Source organism: Candidatus Gracilibacteria bacterium, from assembly GCA_041661045.1.
Taxonomy (GTDB): Bacteria; Patescibacteriota; Gracilibacteria; order UBA1369; family 2-02-FULL-48-14; genus 2-02-FULL-48-14.
In genome coordinates this window covers 927,770-943,648 of record JBAZVE010000001.1, presented here as the reverse complement: position 1 = coordinate 943,648, position 15,879 = coordinate 927,770, and the positions used below count along the sequence as shown (strand labels likewise).

11 protein-coding genes and 1 pseudogene are annotated in these 15,879 nt (G+C 48.3%); 3 read left to right on the top strand and 9 right to left on the bottom strand.

From position 1 onward, the window contains the following. Positions 1-250 precede the first annotated feature (250 nt). From WC777_04655 to WC777_04620, 8 genes are all read right to left on the bottom strand, one after another. Positions 251-5,188 carry an S-layer homology domain-containing protein gene (locus WC777_04655; protein ID MFA6024474.1) on the bottom strand — a complete coding sequence of 1,646 codons (4,938 nt, stop codon included), beginning with the start codon at positions 5,186-5,188 and terminating at the stop codon, positions 251-253. 53 nt (positions 5,189-5,241) lie between these two features. Continuing rightward, on the bottom strand, positions 5,242-5,637 hold the full coding sequence (locus WC777_04650; protein MFA6024473.1) for a cyclic nucleotide-binding domain-containing protein: 396 nt from the start codon (positions 5,635-5,637) through the stop codon (positions 5,242-5,244). Then, complete coding sequence (locus WC777_04645; GenBank protein MFA6024472.1) at positions 5,613-6,695, bottom strand: type IV pilus twitching motility protein PilT; 1,083 nt, start codon at positions 6,693-6,695, stop codon at positions 5,613-5,615. The genes WC777_04650 and WC777_04645 overlap by 25 nt, the downstream gene beginning before the upstream one ends. An 8-nt stretch (positions 6,696-6,703) precedes the next feature. Then, entirely contained in the window at positions 6,704-7,882 is a 1,179-nt protein-coding gene (locus WC777_04640; GenBank protein MFA6024471.1) for a hypothetical protein, read from the bottom strand. A 1-nt stretch (position 7,883) separates the two neighbouring features. Then, on the bottom strand, positions 7,884-8,141 hold the full coding sequence (locus tag WC777_04635; GenBank protein MFA6024470.1) for a hypothetical protein: 258 nt from the start codon (positions 8,139-8,141) through the stop codon (positions 7,884-7,886). A 99-nt stretch (positions 8,142-8,240) separates the two neighbouring features. Further along, a complete protein-coding gene (gene groL, locus WC777_04630; GenBank protein MFA6024469.1) occupies positions 8,241-9,878 on the bottom strand; it encodes a chaperonin GroEL in 1,638 nt (545 codons plus the stop codon). Between the two features lie 34 nt (positions 9,879-9,912). Beyond that, positions 9,913-10,230: a co-chaperone GroES gene (locus WC777_04625; GenBank protein ID MFA6024468.1), complete on the bottom strand. Its 318-nt coding sequence runs from the start codon at positions 10,228-10,230 to the stop codon at positions 9,913-9,915. Between the two features lie 27 nt (positions 10,231-10,257). After that, entirely contained in the window at positions 10,258-10,887 is a 630-nt protein-coding gene (locus WC777_04620) for a hypothetical protein (protein MFA6024467.1), read from the bottom strand. 150 nt (positions 10,888-11,037) lie between these two features. Here WC777_04620 and WC777_04615 point away from each other — a divergent pair, with 150 nt between their 5' ends. Further along, positions 11,038-11,346 (top strand): type II toxin-antitoxin system RelE/ParE family toxin, encoded by a 309-nt coding sequence (locus tag WC777_04615; protein MFA6024466.1) that lies wholly within the window; start codon positions 11,038-11,040, stop codon positions 11,344-11,346. Between the two features lie 29 nt (positions 11,347-11,375). After that, positions 11,376-11,621 (top strand): annotated as a pseudogene (locus tag WC777_04610) (helix-turn-helix transcriptional regulator). Between the two features lie 49 nt (positions 11,622-11,670). Here the strand turns inward: WC777_04610 and rny are convergent. Then, positions 11,671-13,197 carry a ribonuclease Y gene (gene rny / locus WC777_04605; GenBank protein MFA6024465.1) on the bottom strand — a complete coding sequence of 509 codons (1,527 nt, stop codon included), beginning with the start codon at positions 13,195-13,197 and terminating at the stop codon, positions 11,671-11,673. 290 nt (positions 13,198-13,487) lie between these two features. On the opposite strand from rny, the gene WC777_04600 reads away from it, so the two are divergent. Then, entirely contained in the window at positions 13,488-15,179 is a 1,692-nt protein-coding gene (locus WC777_04600; protein MFA6024464.1) for a lamin tail domain-containing protein, read from the top strand. Positions 15,180-15,879: the final 700 nt, after the last annotated feature.

Genomic DNA, 15,879 nt, shown 5'->3' with positions numbered 1-15,879 from the left:
TTGTGCTCAGAACCACCTCTTCATTTTTATTGCGTTCCACGGTCTCCAAAAAGCTGTGATTGGCCACCAAGGCCACAAATCGATCAAAAGAAATCTTCACATAGCCCGAAGGGTTGAGCCCGGAAGGATGCCCCCCTCGTGACCCCTCAAGCGCTTGTTTTTCAAAAGCAACGGGGACGGCTTCATCCTCATCTTCATTCTCGTCTGGAATAATAATGTCGTCCATCATGGCGAATAAGTCTTCCCCATCTTACTGGAGTTCCTCCGCCAGCTCAACAGCGATTTCAAGATTTTGGATAAGCGTGGACATTTTTAGGAACTCCGCATAGCTCACCTCATTGGCAGGTCCAAAGGTGCCATCTCCATACCCATGAATCACTCCATAACTATACGCATGAATAACAAAGGGTGCGTACCATGCCTCCAAATCAATATCGGTGAAAGGGCTTTCGGAGAGACCGTACTCATCCAACAGGGATTGCCCTCGCAAGCCACTGTCCACGGTAATCCCAAAGAAAAAGGAGATCAATTTAAGCGCCTCCGCTCGATTGATCACTCGGTCGGGCTGAAACGACCCGTCCGGATACCCACCAATCAACATCTGCTCATACGCAAACTGAATGAATCCCACTCGAGGATTGTTTTCATCCACATCACTGAAGATCAAATCCCTCACATTGATGCTGATGGAATCCACTTGGTATCCCGCAAGCGCAATCAAAAACTCCGTGGCCTCTCCTCTGCTCACACCCAAGTTCGGTCCTAAGAAAATGCCTTCCAAAATTTCCGTGAATGTGGGGATCTGAATGGCCACCTCCACAATATTATCCTGTTCCTCCAAATACTTAATGTATCCACTAGACCAGTGATCCGGCACGCTGTAATCATCCCAAAAGCTGTCGGATTCCTCTTCCTCAACGGGTTCTTCTTCCACAGTCTCCTCTACAGGCTCTTCTTCCACGGCCTCTTCTTCCTCATCATTAGAACCACTTCCGGAAGATCCTCCTCCACCTCCACCACTGGAACCTCCAGTAGATCCACTGGAGCTATTGTTGGAATCGGAGGTACCGGAAGAACTGGAACTGCTCGCCACTTGAATGGTGTACCCGGTCACGGTACTTTCGTTACCAAAATCATCCACCGCAAACACTTGGAAGAAATGACCGGAAAGACCGCTGGAACTGGTGAGAACGGTTGAAGTGGTGGTGCGAGTGGCTAAAGCGGCGTCATCACTATTATCCCATTCCAAAGCAGTTCCACTGCGTGAAGAAACATCAGAGGAACTCGTACCATACCAAATTTCATAATGATCAAAATTACTCTCCGTAACAGCGGTCCAATTGAGGGTAAAGGAGGTCTGAGAATTGATGGAGAAATCCCCGTTTGCCAGCCCGGTGGGATCCACCAAATCAATGATGAAATCACTGCTGGATCCGGCCGTTCCGTCTATAGTTCCATCATAAGGGGTAACTCGAATCCGCGCATTCGCAATATCCGTGGAAGCCGCAATATCCGTAGCCGCCTCCCAACGAATCGTCACTGTGTTGGCTCCGCTTGAAGAAGTGATGTATGTGGTTTGTCCCACCTGTCGTGTTTGAGCATTATCTATACCCGGATCTCCAAAAGTGGCAAAGGTTTCACTCCCCGTTGTGGAAAGCGTGGGGTCGGCCCAAGAAGAACCTCCATTTAAACTGTATTCGATTTTTGCTTGAAGGGTGTTGTCGTCATCGGCATCATCCATAATGAAGGTGATCACGATGTCTCCATCTCCGGCACTGCTTTGCGTTCCGGTAACACTGGCCACGCTTGGATTTTGATTGGTCACCACATTGATAGCTTTATTCGCCCCCAAAGATCCTGCAGCTCCGGGCGAAGCCAGCGTGAGCGTTGCCGTATTCCCGGCAATATCTTTAATGGTCCCACTGTTCAAGGTGAGCGCTCCAGTACCCGTATAGTCCAAATCTGTTTTATTATCGCCCGTCACCACCGTGTAGGTGAAAGAAAGCGTGGTGGTGCTGGTGCTGGTGTAGCTTGCCTGGCGGTTCGTACCATCCATATCCAGTTCAAGTTGAGGCGTACCCGTGACCTGCATGGTGGAATCGGTGAATTGCACGGTTACCGTAATCACTTCACCCACACCATAGTTCCCATCGGCATTGGAAGAGCTCACCGAAACAACCGTTGGTGCTGTGGTGTCGTAAGTCGTGGTGTCTGAAACGGTGGAAGACTCGTTGCTAGCGTCTTTGATCTTTGCAGAAATAGTTTTTTCCCCATCCGTCGCACTGCATCCCGTGGCGTCTGAAGTGATGTTGAAGGTGCTCACAATGTCATCGACTGGGTACGCGATCCATGAACTCCAGTTGCCCCCCCCATTACAAGAAAAAGCCACATGCGTGGGCGCGGTTCCACTCTCAGAGATGGTGATGACCGGCGTTGCGTCATTCGTGTAGCCACTGTTATCCGTAATGACAATGGAATCTAAAATCACAGTTACAAACCAATTGGTGGCATTCCCACTATCCACGGAGTTGGCGGGATTGAGGGGTGAAGAAATACCCGTGGAAGAGTCCACGAGGGTGTTGTCCATCACATCCAAAAAGTCCCCACTAAAGGTGGAAGATCCCGAAAAAGTAAAGGTAGCCAAAGATCCGGCAGAGGAGGAAACGATGTTTAAACGATCACTGGCATCAAGCCCATCAAGCGTGAGCGTTCCCTCAAAAGTTTGTGTGGAACCCGCCTCCACCGTCAGCATGGTGTCGGTGGCGTTGTCATTGGTGTCTTGCAGGGTGAGGGAGTTCCACGATACACTCCCCGTAAGTGTGGGGGTGCCGTTCGCATCCAAAACCACCGTTCCACTGTTGTGGGTGAAGGTCCCCCCGCTTTTCGTGAAATTGCCTTGCACCGCAAAGGATCCGCTACCATTGGGTGCCGTAAGAGTTCCCGAAGAAAGCGTCACATTGCCATTGATGTCCAGCGCCCCCGTTGAACCGGTGAAGGTTCCACCATCCACCGTCAGGGTGGTGGCGGTAACACTGTTTGCCCCTTGGATGAACTCACTGCTGGTGACCTGCAAGGTAGTGACCGAAAGCCCCCCTCCAATAGTAAAGGTATCTTTCGTCGCATTCGCATCGTTGATTTTCAAAGTATAATAATCCGTCCCACCAAAATCCGTAATCGTCACGGCATCCACCACTCCATCCCCGTTTCCAATGTATTCAACCGTTCCGGAGTCCGTGTCCATGGTGCCCGTGAATGCCTCCGTTTGAAATCGTCGCAAAGTGCCATCGTTGCTGACCGTACCGGTGACTCCCAGCGTGTAACCACCCTGAGAAAGGGTACCAGCAATGATCGTCAGATTCCCAGCAATGCTTTCATTGGCCGCCAGGGTAAAGACCCCAAGAGTGCCGTCAATCGTAAGGTGGTGATAGGTATAATCTTTGAGAGTATAAGAAGACCCCCCGTCGTAATACACCGTGGAGCCGGTCGCTAAAGAAGGATAGGTCGCAAGCGCGGTGATGGTCTCCCCTCCTTGCAAACGCAAAGTGGCCCCTGAAGCAACCGTCATGGTGCTGGTGGTCCCATTCACTGTCACATTGTAGCCGTTGAGGTCAAAAGTCCCTGCGGTCAAAATGAGGTCTTGTGAAGCGGCATTCAAAGTCATTGCCCCCACAAGCGTCACCGTTCCCGCTGTTTTGTTCACGGTGATATCGGCATTAAAATCTCCAGGAGCCGCCAAGGTCAAGGTTTGATCCGCCCCTTCTCGAAATTGCATGGGGCCGGTTCCCCCATCATAATCGACCGAAATATTCACCGCCGTTCCTTCCACTCGCAATGTTCCCGACCCCACCGCCCCATCGGTGAGATTCAAAGTTCCTTCTACAATCAAGGTATCCCCGCTTGAAATAGTCATTACGAAACCATCCGTACAATCCACAGTAAAATTATTAAAAATTTCTGAGGTGGCAAAATTCCAAGTCGAAGTACCCCCATCCGCAATGACCGTTCCACTGTTGTGAGCGAAGGTTCCTCCCGCTATATGAGTGAAATTGCTTTGCACCAAGGTGTTCCCCGAAGCAGCATTGAAGGTACCCCCGGAAATGGTGAGAGTGCTGTTGAAGTCAAGATTGCCACTTCCTCCATTGAAGGTACCGGAAGAAATGGCGAAAGTACTTGTGAAGGTGTGGGTCCCGCTTCCAAGCGTCAAAGTCCCTCCCGCCACAGAAACCGCAGCATTGGAGGCAAAAGTATAACCCGTCATGTCCACGGTTCCAAAGTTCACACTGAGTCTTTCAAAACCAACCCGGCCCGTCGCTCCCGTACCTGTAACGGTGGCATTGGAATTCCCCACGGTGAATTGATACACGGGCTCAAAGGTCGCTGTCGTCTGAGAGGCAATGCTTACCGTTTGAACTCCGGCTCCATTGATGCGAAGAGTACCGGTGCCATTCGCAGCAAGTCCAAAATCAGCACCAATGGTCACCGTTGAACCCTTGGCATCGAGCGTGCCCGTCACAATCGCTCCATCTATTAAGTTGAGGTTGTTGTTCGCCACCAAGGTGTCTCCATTCGAAATGAGTAAAGCCCCAAAAGTAGCTTGAGTATTGTTTACAGTAAAGTCATAAAAGTCTTCTGTGACCGCAACGCCGTAGGTCACCTGGCTGGACCCATCCACAGTCCAAGAGCCATTATTGTGGTTGAAGGTTCCTCCAACTTCATGCGTGAAACTGCCTGCTGCGGTCGCGATCAACGGCGCATTAACCGTTCCCCCAGTAATGGTAAACCCCCCATTAAAATCAACGGTTTGACCAGTTGCAGTGAAAGTACCCCCCGCAATGCTAAATGCGCCGCTGAGCGTGAGCGAACGGCTGAGCGAAAGAGTGCCTGAATAACCGGAGGCGATGGTGAGGGCCGTGATTTGTCCGCTCGAAGCAGTCCACGCCGCATCCACGACGGAATCTTCGACGCTTGTTGCATTAAAAGTGAGGGAATCGGCAGCCACGGGACACACATCGGTGGACCAGTTTGTACATTCGCTCCAAGCAGTGGTGGATCCGCCCCCATCCCAAGTGTAGGAAGCAGCTTGAGAAGTTTGAACAAACAAAAAAGACGCTAAAAGTGCCGCGAAAAGAACTCCCGTGAAGCGGATAAGATTTAAGATATGTTTCTCAAAAATAGGGTTCAAGCTCATGCGCGAAAATGGGTTCACAGATAGTGTACCGAAACAGACCCAAAGTAACAATGCTATTTCCTGTCTTGAAGTCGTCCATTCAAGACCTTTACGATTCCCAAAAGAATACCCACGGCTGCCTGGGCATCTTTGAGCACCAAGGCTTCAAATTTGGGCTGAGAAAGTTTGAGGACCACCGTATCACTCACGGCCGTCACGGTGGCGTTTCTTTCTTTGTCGGAGAGCAAGGCCGCTTCACCAAAAAAATCACCGGCTCCGAGCGTAGCGAGGAGCTTCATGGCCGTTGTAATTTCAACCGAACCGGAAAAAATATAAAAGAAATCCTGAGAATCTTCGCCTTCTTTCAAGATCGTAGAGCCCGCGGGGAAATCTACTTTAGTCCAGTACTCGTCCCCACCAAAACTTTGAAAAACAACCGGATCCGTTAAATTGATGAAGGGAGAACTCATGATTGCATGAGGTTAGCGATGAGTTCAGGATCTCGCGCCCGAAGCAACATGTCTTGCTCGGAAATCAGTCCATTCTTATAAAGTTCAGCCAAAGATGCGTCCAAAGTGATCATTCCATCCTCTCTTCCAATCTGCATCATGGAGTAGATTTGATGCGTGTTTCCTTCTTTAATACAATTGGTGATCGCGTCGTTGCGCACCAAAACTTCAAGAGCCAGAACCCGTCCGCTTCCATCCACCCGAGGAATGAGCCGTTGTGCCACCACTCCAAGCAAGGTTGTGGAAAGCTGAGTCCGAATTTGTTCTTGTTGATGAGAAGGGAAAATATCAATGATACGGTCGATGCTTTGCGCGGCATCTTGAGTGTGCAAAGTGGCCAAAACCAAATGTCCCGTCTCCGCCAAAGTGATGGCGGCGGAAATGGTTTCGAGATCACGCATTTCTCCCACCAAAATCACATCCGGATCTTCCCGTAGGGCCGCGCGAATGGCGGAAGGAAAAGATTGCGTGTGAGCCCCCACTTCCCTTTGAGTCATCAGCGCCATTTTGGGTTGATGCACAAATTCAATGGGATCTTCCACGGTAATAATATGCACCCGTCGTGTGGTGTTCACTTCATTGATCATCGCCGCCAAAGTGGTGGATTTTCCACTTCCGGTTGGCCCCGTCACAATCACAAGTCCCTTGGATTTTTGCGTGAATCGTTTCAAAATCTCCGGAAGCCCCAAGCCGGCAAGCGTGGGGATTTCACCTGGAATACTGCGGAAAGCCAAAGCCGGTCCGTCCGAATCCATAAAGACATTCACACGGAACCGCCCCGTTCCCATCAAAGCATAGGAGCTATCAACCTCTTGTTTTGTTTTAAAAAGAGCGAGCTTTTCAGGGCTCAAAACCTGGGCAATCACTTCTTCAACCCCCTGAACCGTCATGAGTTCCGCATCCTCCATCTCATGAATTTCTCCATTAGCCAAACGAACCAAAGGCACTCGCCCCACTTTGAGATGGAGATCCGGCGCGCGGCTATCGGCCACTTGTTTAAGATAAAGATTGATATCCATAGATTAGATTAAGGTTGAGGACCCTTGGGGCCACCCGGGTTAACCGGCGCTGCAGGTGCAGGCGGAGGACTTGCCTCCGGTGCGGGTGGTTCGACGGCTGGTGCGGCAGGTGGTGCAGCAGGTTCAGCAGGCGCAGCGGGTTCAGCAGGCGCGGCGAGTTCTGCAGGGGCAGCGGGTGCGGCAGGCGCATCCGGCACAGGAGGAACCGTGGGAGCAAGACTAAACTGGCCTTCAGGCAAAATACCTTTAAGAGAGGTCATAAACCCAGGATCACTATTTTCATCCATATTGCCAAAATCAGGTCCAATAGATTCCTCAAAGGCCTCTTCAATGGGTTCCTCGGGTTTTCGTTGTCGCATACGGATCGCGGCAAGCAAGGGGCTGGCCTGCATAAACATGCAATCATTCACTGTATGACGCTTCACATACCAATCCAACATTTTATAATCCAATTCTCCATTCTTCAAAGGAATAGCACTGGCAGGGAGCAAAGACAGCTGAATCTCTTTAGGACCCGGTGCAGGCATATCTTCTCCTGGTCTCAAAAAAGAAAGAGTTATGCCGGGAGCACAGGCTTTTTGAAGAACAGAAAACAAAGTGGGCCTCAGCTTGGGACCCTGCTCTTGCGGCAAAAGATTCACATTAGCAAACCAAACCGTGCCGGGCACTAAAGGCAAAGCCTCTCTTCCTTCAGCTGAAAGGTCCTTCCCCAAATCCGCCAAACTAAAAAGATTAGTGAATTGAGAAAATAAGCCAGAGTTATCCCACACCAAATGCTTGCCGACTCTTCGAGCTCGTTTTGCAGGATCTTTTGCAAAAAAATCCGTCGCTTCCTCCATTGTTAAAGGATTCACATTGGGCTTAGTTTTGTTTGGGAAAAAGATGGAAAGCAGCTGCTCCCCAAGCAGATGTGAAGCAAGCATGGCAAATTTTTCCCGAGTAGTCAGCTGATCTTTCAAATGCGCGAGCTTAATAGCTCCTTCTTCCGTCCAAAATTCCTGCCAATCATTGGGCCGGATTTGCATAAGTTTAGCCTCAAAAGCATCCTGTTTTTGGGGGTCTTTATCGTTCGCCCATTCAAACAAAGTGTTGTCCACACCCAAGCCATTCACCACTTCTTTTTCCAAAAGATTTTTAACAGCGGCTTCATCCGGCACACCCTGACTCATGGGAACATTAAAGGCCATTTTATTGGGGTAATCGACTCAAAAGTTTTTTCTTGTTTGCTTCATGGCGACGGTGGCGTTTTTCCTCCACCTCTCGATCAGTATCCGCCTCTTCTTTGAGCAAAAGCAGACAGTCTTCCACGGCGGATTCATCTAAACGAGAAAGATAAGCGGCCCACTGCTCCGGAGAGAGCTTAAGCACCTCTCCAAAGGCAGGGCTAAGCGACATTTTTTGCGCCGCAACGGCAATCTTTTGACTTTTTGTTTGAGTGGAATCCACGATAAGGCTTTTTAAATCTCATAATTATAGCAGAAAAGCCGCCCTTTTACAAGAAAGACCCCGCCGAACTACGACAGGGCCTTTTCTTCACTAAAACTTTTACATCATATCCCCCATCCCGGGCATGCCACCCATTCCACCCATGGCGGGTTTCTCTTCGGGAATGTCGGTGACGGTCGCACCGGTGGTGAGCACCGTTCCGGCCACAGAAACCGCATTTTCCAGAGCACTGCGAGTCACCATTTTGGGATCCACAATGCCAGCTTCAAACATATCGGTGTATTCATCTTTGAGGGCATCATAACCAAAGGAATCGCTCTTGCTCTTTAAAATTTCCGTGATCACCACTTCCCCATTCTTTCCGGCATTCTCCGCAATTTGGCGAATGGGCGCGGAGAGTACAAAACGAACCAAGCGGGCTCCCACATTTTCATCTTCATTGCTACCTCTAAAGTCTTCAAGCGCTTTGGCCGCGTGAAGCAGCGCCGCACCTCCCCCAGCCACAATTCCTTCCTGAACCGCCGCCTTGGTGGCATTGAGCGCATCCTCGATGCGGGTTTTCTTCTCTTTCATTTCAATTTCAGTCGCCGCCCCCACTTCAATGATTCCAACTCCCCCCCCCAATTTAGCAATCCGTTCCTGCAGTTTTTCTCGATCAAAGTCGGACTTGGTGTCCTCCATTTGCACTTTGAGTTCAGCCACGCGGTTTTCCACTTCTTTGTGGCTGCCCTTCCCATCAATAATCATGGTGTGATCCTTGCCGGAAACCACTTTTTTGGCTTCTCCCAAATCGCTGAGTGTCACGCTCTCGAGCTTGAGTCCCACCTCTTCAGAAATCAAAGTTCCACCGGTGAGCACTGCAATGTCCTTGAGCATTTCCTTTCGTCTTTCTCCAAATCCAGGCGCTTTAATGCCCAGAATGCTGAAACCACCGCGGAGCTTATTCACAATAATATTGGTGAGCGCGTCTCCATCAATATCCTCCGCCAAAATCACCAATTCTTTTTTTCCACTCTGCACCACCGCTTCTAAAATCGGCAAAAGATCCTTAAAGCTGCTGATTTTTTTGTCGGTAATCAAAATTTTAACATCTTCGTACACCGCCTCCATTCGATTGGAATCCGTGATCATGTACGGAGCAATGAATCCGTTGTCGAACTGCATCCCTTCCACCACGCGCATAGAAATTCCAATGCCGCGCTGGCTTTCTTCCACCGTGATCGCGCCGTCATGACCCACTTTTTCCATGAGCTCGGCAATCACCTCACCCACCTCGCTGTCTTGCGCAGAAATCGTGGCCACTTGCGCCACTTCTTTTTGGCTCTTGAGCGGTTTGGTCATCTCATTGAGACGGTCCACAACCTTGCGTACAGCCTTATCCATGCCCTTTTTAAGCAAAACAGGATTGGCTCCGGCCACCACATTGCGAATTCCTTCTTCGAGGAGCGCGCAGGCCAAAACGGTTGCCGTGGTGGTTCCATCTCCGGCGATGTCGTTGGTTCGCGTTGCCACTTCTTTAACCAATTGAGCTCCCACATTTTCTTCGGGATCTTTGAGGTCGATTTCCTTGGCGATCGTCACTCCGTCGTTGGTGATCATCGGTCCGCCGAACTTTTTTTCAAGCAGCACATTGCGACCTTTGGGCCCCATGGTGATACGCACCGCATCGGAGAGTTGCCTTACTCCACTAAGGAGTTTTTGTCGTGCTTCATCTTGGAATAGAATTTTCTTAGCCATAGTAGTTGAGAGTTAATTTTTATAAGGTTGTGGATTACGCCTGAATGATCGCCAAAATATCGTCCTCTTCAAGGAGCAACATTTCCTGACCGTCCATCTCCACTTCCGTAGGACCGTACTTTTTGAACAGCACTTTTTGACCTACTTGAACTTGAGGCGTAACAAACGAAACATCTGCATTACCAGAACCATTCGTAGAAATCGTTTGCTTACCCCTTCCCACCGCCATCACTTCCCCTCGTTGAGGCTTTTCCTTGGCGGAATCCGTTAAGTAAATACCGGATGAAGTTTGTGAAGCTTCTTCTTCGCGCTTCACCACAATGTATCCTGCGAGAGGCTGTAATTTGGACATATAGGATGGGTTAATCAAGTATTAATATTAAGGTTGAATACAAGCAATTTGTTTCAATTTTGTAAGGATGGGAGTCGTAGAAATAAACTCATATTCAGCAGTAACCGCGTCCAGTGTCGCCGTGGATAGAGGTGGAAGAGGCAAGATACTAAATTTAGGACCTACAAGTTTTGAAATTTGCTCTGTGTTTGAGTTTTTTAATGCTGATGGGTCTAATTCATTAATTTCCGCTAAGGCATCTTCAATAAATTTATTAGAGGCATATTTATTTTGATCAATAAGATCAAGCGCATGTCTTTCAATTAGTTTATCTAAAAACTCTCCTGAAGAGTAAGTATCACTAATCTTAGTCAAGTCTATAACAGAGAAATCTCTTACAAATAATTGTACATTTTTTGCCCAAGAGTTATTAGCAATAATCTTCCTTCTAAACTTATAGGATTTGAAATTCTTATAATCTGTCACAATACCATCAGCCCTTAAAATTTCATAATATACTGCTGCCGCGACATCTCTTTTTAAGTGTTTCTTGGATAGCCAAAATTTATAAAGAGCAAAAAATAAGGCTCCTACCCCAGCAACAGGAGAGATCCAAACCAAAAACTTACCGAAGGGTAGTAGAAAGGATTCATAAAAAAGTTGTATGAGTTCGATCATTTTTTAGAGTTATCGAATTAAATTAGCACTCCAGTTTTGGCAGTGCTAATTTTAAGGATTTGGGTTTTAAAGTCAAGAGCGAAAGAATTCAGGAAAATTTCAGGAATTTGTCAGGACTTTTGAAAAAAATTCCGTCAGAATGATCAAACTATGAAAATCTTTTTTTACGATCAGAACCTGGTAAATGAACTCCATAAATTGGGGGACCAAAGTAGTACTAAAGTTTTTCGTGCAATTGAACTTCTCCGAGAATTCGGCAATGCACTAAGAATGCCGCACAGTAAGAAAATCACGACAACGCTTTTCGAGTTGAGAACAAAAGGCCAAGAGGAAATCCGACTGATTTATACATTCAATAAAGGTACAGCCGTAATTCTGCACTTTTTCAAAAAGAAAACCGACAAAATCCCTAGAAAAGAAATTCAAACAGCAGAAAATAGAAGAAAGATATTGAAATAATATTACATATATGTTATCATTGGACCGTTATGAAAATGATACCCTACGAAAAAGTCAGGAAAGAATTCCTCAAAGACCCTGAATTCAAAAAGGCCTATGATGCCCTGCAACCTGAATTTGATTTGGCCGCCGCTATCATTCAAAAACGAATCGACAAAAAAATGACCCAGGCTGCTCTCGCCAAAAAAATGGGCACCAAGCAATCAGCCATCTCAAGACTGGAGTCGGGAGACTCCAATCCAAGTTTTGTTTTTTTAAAGAAAGTGGCAAAAGGGCTGGATTCTAAGCTGAAGATTTCTTTTTCTTGATCCTCAAAGTCAAGCTCTACCCCGCGAACGCCTCCACCCTCAGTTCGCGAATGACTTCCACTTTGATTTTGCCGCTGTATTGAAGATCTTTTTCGATCTTGCGAGCGACTTCGTGGGACATCTTTAGAGCTTGCAGGTCATCCACCTCATCAGGGCGAACGAAGACACGGAGTTCACGGCCCGCCTGAACGGCAAAGGCTTTTTGAACGCCACCAAACTCTCCGGCCAATTTCTCAATTTCAGAAAGCCGTTTAACATAAGTTTCCAGATTTTCTTTGTTGGCACCGGGTCGAGCCACGGAAATAAGGTTGGCCACTTGAATGATTTTGGCCTCCACGCTCTTGGCCTCCATGTCCCCTTCGTTGGCTTCCACACAATGCAACACCTCGTCCGACATTCCAAATTTCTTTAAAATATCACGGCCGATGAAAGCATGCTTTCCTTGCACTTCATGATCCACCGCTTTTCCAATGTCGTGCAAAAGCCCGGCCTTCTTACAAAGGTCAATATTTGCACCCATCATGCCAGCAAGTTCAGCGGCCAAAAACGCCACTTCCATGGAGTGTTTGAGCACATTCTGACCATACGCAATACGGAACTTGAGTCGTCCCAAAATTTTGAGTAAGTTCGGTGGCAAAGCCGCCACACCCACTTCAAAGGCAGCTTTTTCTCCAAGTTCTTTAATAAGACCATTCACCTCCTCCTTCACCTTGACATACATTTCCTCAATGCGTGCGGGGTGAATACGGCCATCTTCCACCAAGCGTTCCAAAGTGATCTTGGCCATGTAACGACGAATAGGGTCAAAGCCACTGATCACAATAGAGCCAGGAGTATCGTCCACAATCACATCCACACCGGTGACCGATTCAAAGGCGTTGATGTTGCGCCCCTCCCTTCCAATAATCCTTCCCTTCAATTCGTCGGAAGCCAGCGGCACAGAGGTTGTGGTGGTTTCCACCGTGGTCTCGGAAGCATAGCGCTGAATCGCATCAGCCAAAATTTGCTTGGCCTTTTCGTCTACATCTCGCTTCATTTCTTCCTCAAGCTGCTTGGCGTGCGCCACCAACTCATCCTTAAATTCCTCCTCAATTTTCTTAAGAAGAAGTTCCTTGGCTTGTTCATGAGACAAGTTTGCAACTTCTTGAAGTTTCTTCTCTTGCTCCTGCACCAATTGTCCCGCTCGTTCTTTATCCTTTTTAAGAGCCTCCGCCTTGTCTTCAAACTGAGCTTTCATTTTATCCAGATCTTCCACCTTAGTGTCGAGCTGTTCCTCTTTCTTCAAAAGTCGAGTCTCATTTTCTTCGAGCTTCTTGCGTTTGATGCGCTCTTCCTTTTGAGCTTCTTCTCGTTCCTTAAGAGCCTCATTTTTGGCCCGCATGATCACCTCATTGGCCTTACTCTGAGCTTCTTGCAGCGCACGATCCATTTCTTTGCGCTTCTTTTGATCCTCACCTTTAAGCTGCCGGGTTCTAAGAACGAAACCAAGCGCTCCTCCACCACCCAGGCCAAGCAGGAGAAGCACGATTGAAACGAAATCCATAAAAAGAGGGGATTAAACCCCGAGATGCGCAAAACGCCGACAAAAAAGTCGATTTTCTAACCTAGCCATCCAATCTGTGTACAATGCGTTCAAATCGTTCTTAAGGTTACGAGCTGCGTTTTGTCTCCCGGTTTTGAGAAATAAAAGACTGGACGCACTTTAACAAAGGTTCTGCACAAAAGCCAGACTCATTTTGAAAAAATTTCAGGAAAAATTCAGAAAAGTTTAAGGAAAAATTCAGGATTTCATCAAGGTCGACCCTCTATGCTGAGTCCACTTAACCTCATTTTATGAAAAAATTAATTCTACTCATGATCGGTCTCCATTTGGCAGTCCCAAAAACGGCTCTGGCCTGCGAGACGGAAGTGGCGGATGAACTTTCCATGGACCTGGAAATTTCCGCGCTTTACCCCAACCCCAATGCCGGGGAAAGCGAATGGATTGAACTACGCAATTTGGGCACCAGCCCCATCGACCTTTCTTTATATACACTGGAAGATTCCACCGCCAAACCCTGGACGCCATCCGGGACCTTGGAGGAAAGCAAAGTGATTGAGGGTTTTTCTTTTCAATTGAACAACTCCAATGAAACCGTCACGCTCAAAACCATGCATGGAGAAGTGGTGGACAGTTTTTCCTACGCAAGCAGTGAAAAAGGGGTGATTTTGTACACAGACACCACAGCGGAAGTCAGTACTGAAGCGGTCGCCGAAGTCCCCACCGAAACGGAAACCCCAGAGTCCACCCCCACCCCAAGCACCACCCCCACTCTTTGGCCGATTTTCTCCGAAGCCTTGCCAAACCCCGAAGGCTCGGACAGCACCGAAGAATGGATAGAACTCTACAATCCCCATGGAGAAACGCTTGTTTTGAATGGGCTCTTTTTGGACGACAGTGAAGGCGGCAGCACGCCCCATGGCCTGACCGGCAGCCTTGCCGCGGAATCCTATTTAGTCCTTTCCGTAACGGAAAGCGGCCTCACGCTCAACAATGATTCCGACAGCGTACGGCTCTTGGGCGTCAATCAAGAAGTGCTTTGGGACATTCCTTATACAGGTTCGCAGGAAGGCCTGAGCACCGCCTGGTTTGGAGATTTTTACGACTGGACCGAGGAACTCACTCCCGGTTCCGAAAATCTTTTATCGAGCGCCCAAGAATCCAGCGAATCCACCGAGGAAACGGAAGAAAGCCCCTACCAAGATGGAGACCTCTCCGATCAAGTGGAACTCTCCGAAATATTCCCGAACCCCGAAGGCCCCGATGCGGAAGAAGAATGGATCGAGCTCACCAACGGTGGAAGTGAACCCGTGAACTTGGGAAATTGGATTTTGGATGATGGCGAAGGCGGCTCCGAACCCTTCACCCTGCCGGACAGCACCATTTTGGAACCCGGCCAAACCCTCATCTTGTACAGAACCGAAACCGGTATTGCTCTAAACAACTCCAATGAAACCGTACAACTCTCCGATTTCACCGGTGAAATCGTTTCAGAAATTCAGTATGAAAGCAGTGAAGAAGATCAGTCCTACTCAGAAATCCAGATTGAAGAAGTTCAAAGTGTTCAGGCTTCAGCTTCAGGGTTAGGGCAATCGAGGTTTTCCACTTGGCAGTGGGTGACGCCCAGCCCTGGAGCACTGAACCCGGTTTGGAAACAAATCAAAGGCGAGGTCATGGAATTCGATGGCTCCCTCCTCACTCTTTTTGACGGCGTGAGCACTTGGTCCTTTAAACTCACCGAACAAGAAGCCGTAGACGACCTCCTCTACCAAAGCGGAAACACCCTGCTCGTCCAAGCCAGCGCCCAAAACGGCATCTACCAAGTGATGCACAGCGAACTCCTGGAAACCGCTGCAGCCGGCACCAAAACCCATTCCTTCCCCTGGGGCTTCCTCATCAGCGCCTCCCTGGCCACCGCCTGGATCGGCCACGAACGCTACAAACGAAGAAAATCTTGGCATTTGGGCGCAAAAGTCTTAAACTAGCTCCGCACCCCGAACCCCAACCCAGATGAATACCCCCATAAGTTGTCGCGACCGAAATATTCAAGACCCCTGGAGCATTCAGAAACGCTGTTTTTTTCATGAGCGCCGAGACTTGGATGCTTATACCCAAGAAGAACGCGATGAAATTCAGAGTCGACATCGAGGTCTCGGAGAAAGGGGGGAAAGCGTATACAAAGTCACGAATCATACCCTAAGCCCCAGAAGCCAGAAAAAGAAAAAAGATTTGGTGGAGGGCCTCAAGGCATTCGAAGAACAATCAAAGACCAATGGATCCAAAATCGATGAATCCGAATACATTGAACAAGTAGAAGAGGCCATGAGTGATGGAGAACTGGACAAGTTGGAAAAAAAGTTCAACCGAGCCGCAGATCATTATTACGAAAAAGTACTCAAAGATTCAGGGGCGTTCACACCCATTCACGCAAAAGAAGCTCGATTCCTGGGTGCCGAGATGCGTTATCTCAAAGAAAATTTTGCCGAGCGACCTTTATATCAAAAAGGCAAACTGAATAAAGTGGACATATTGGGGAAACTAAAAGAAAGCCTAAAGCCTCGTATTGCATTTCGAGAAAAGCTTAAAAAATTGTGCAAGAATACAATGATCCGAGATGAATACATCAGTTACTTCGACGAACAGCTCAGTGAAAGTGGATTCCTTGAATCCAGAGAAGAACGCCTC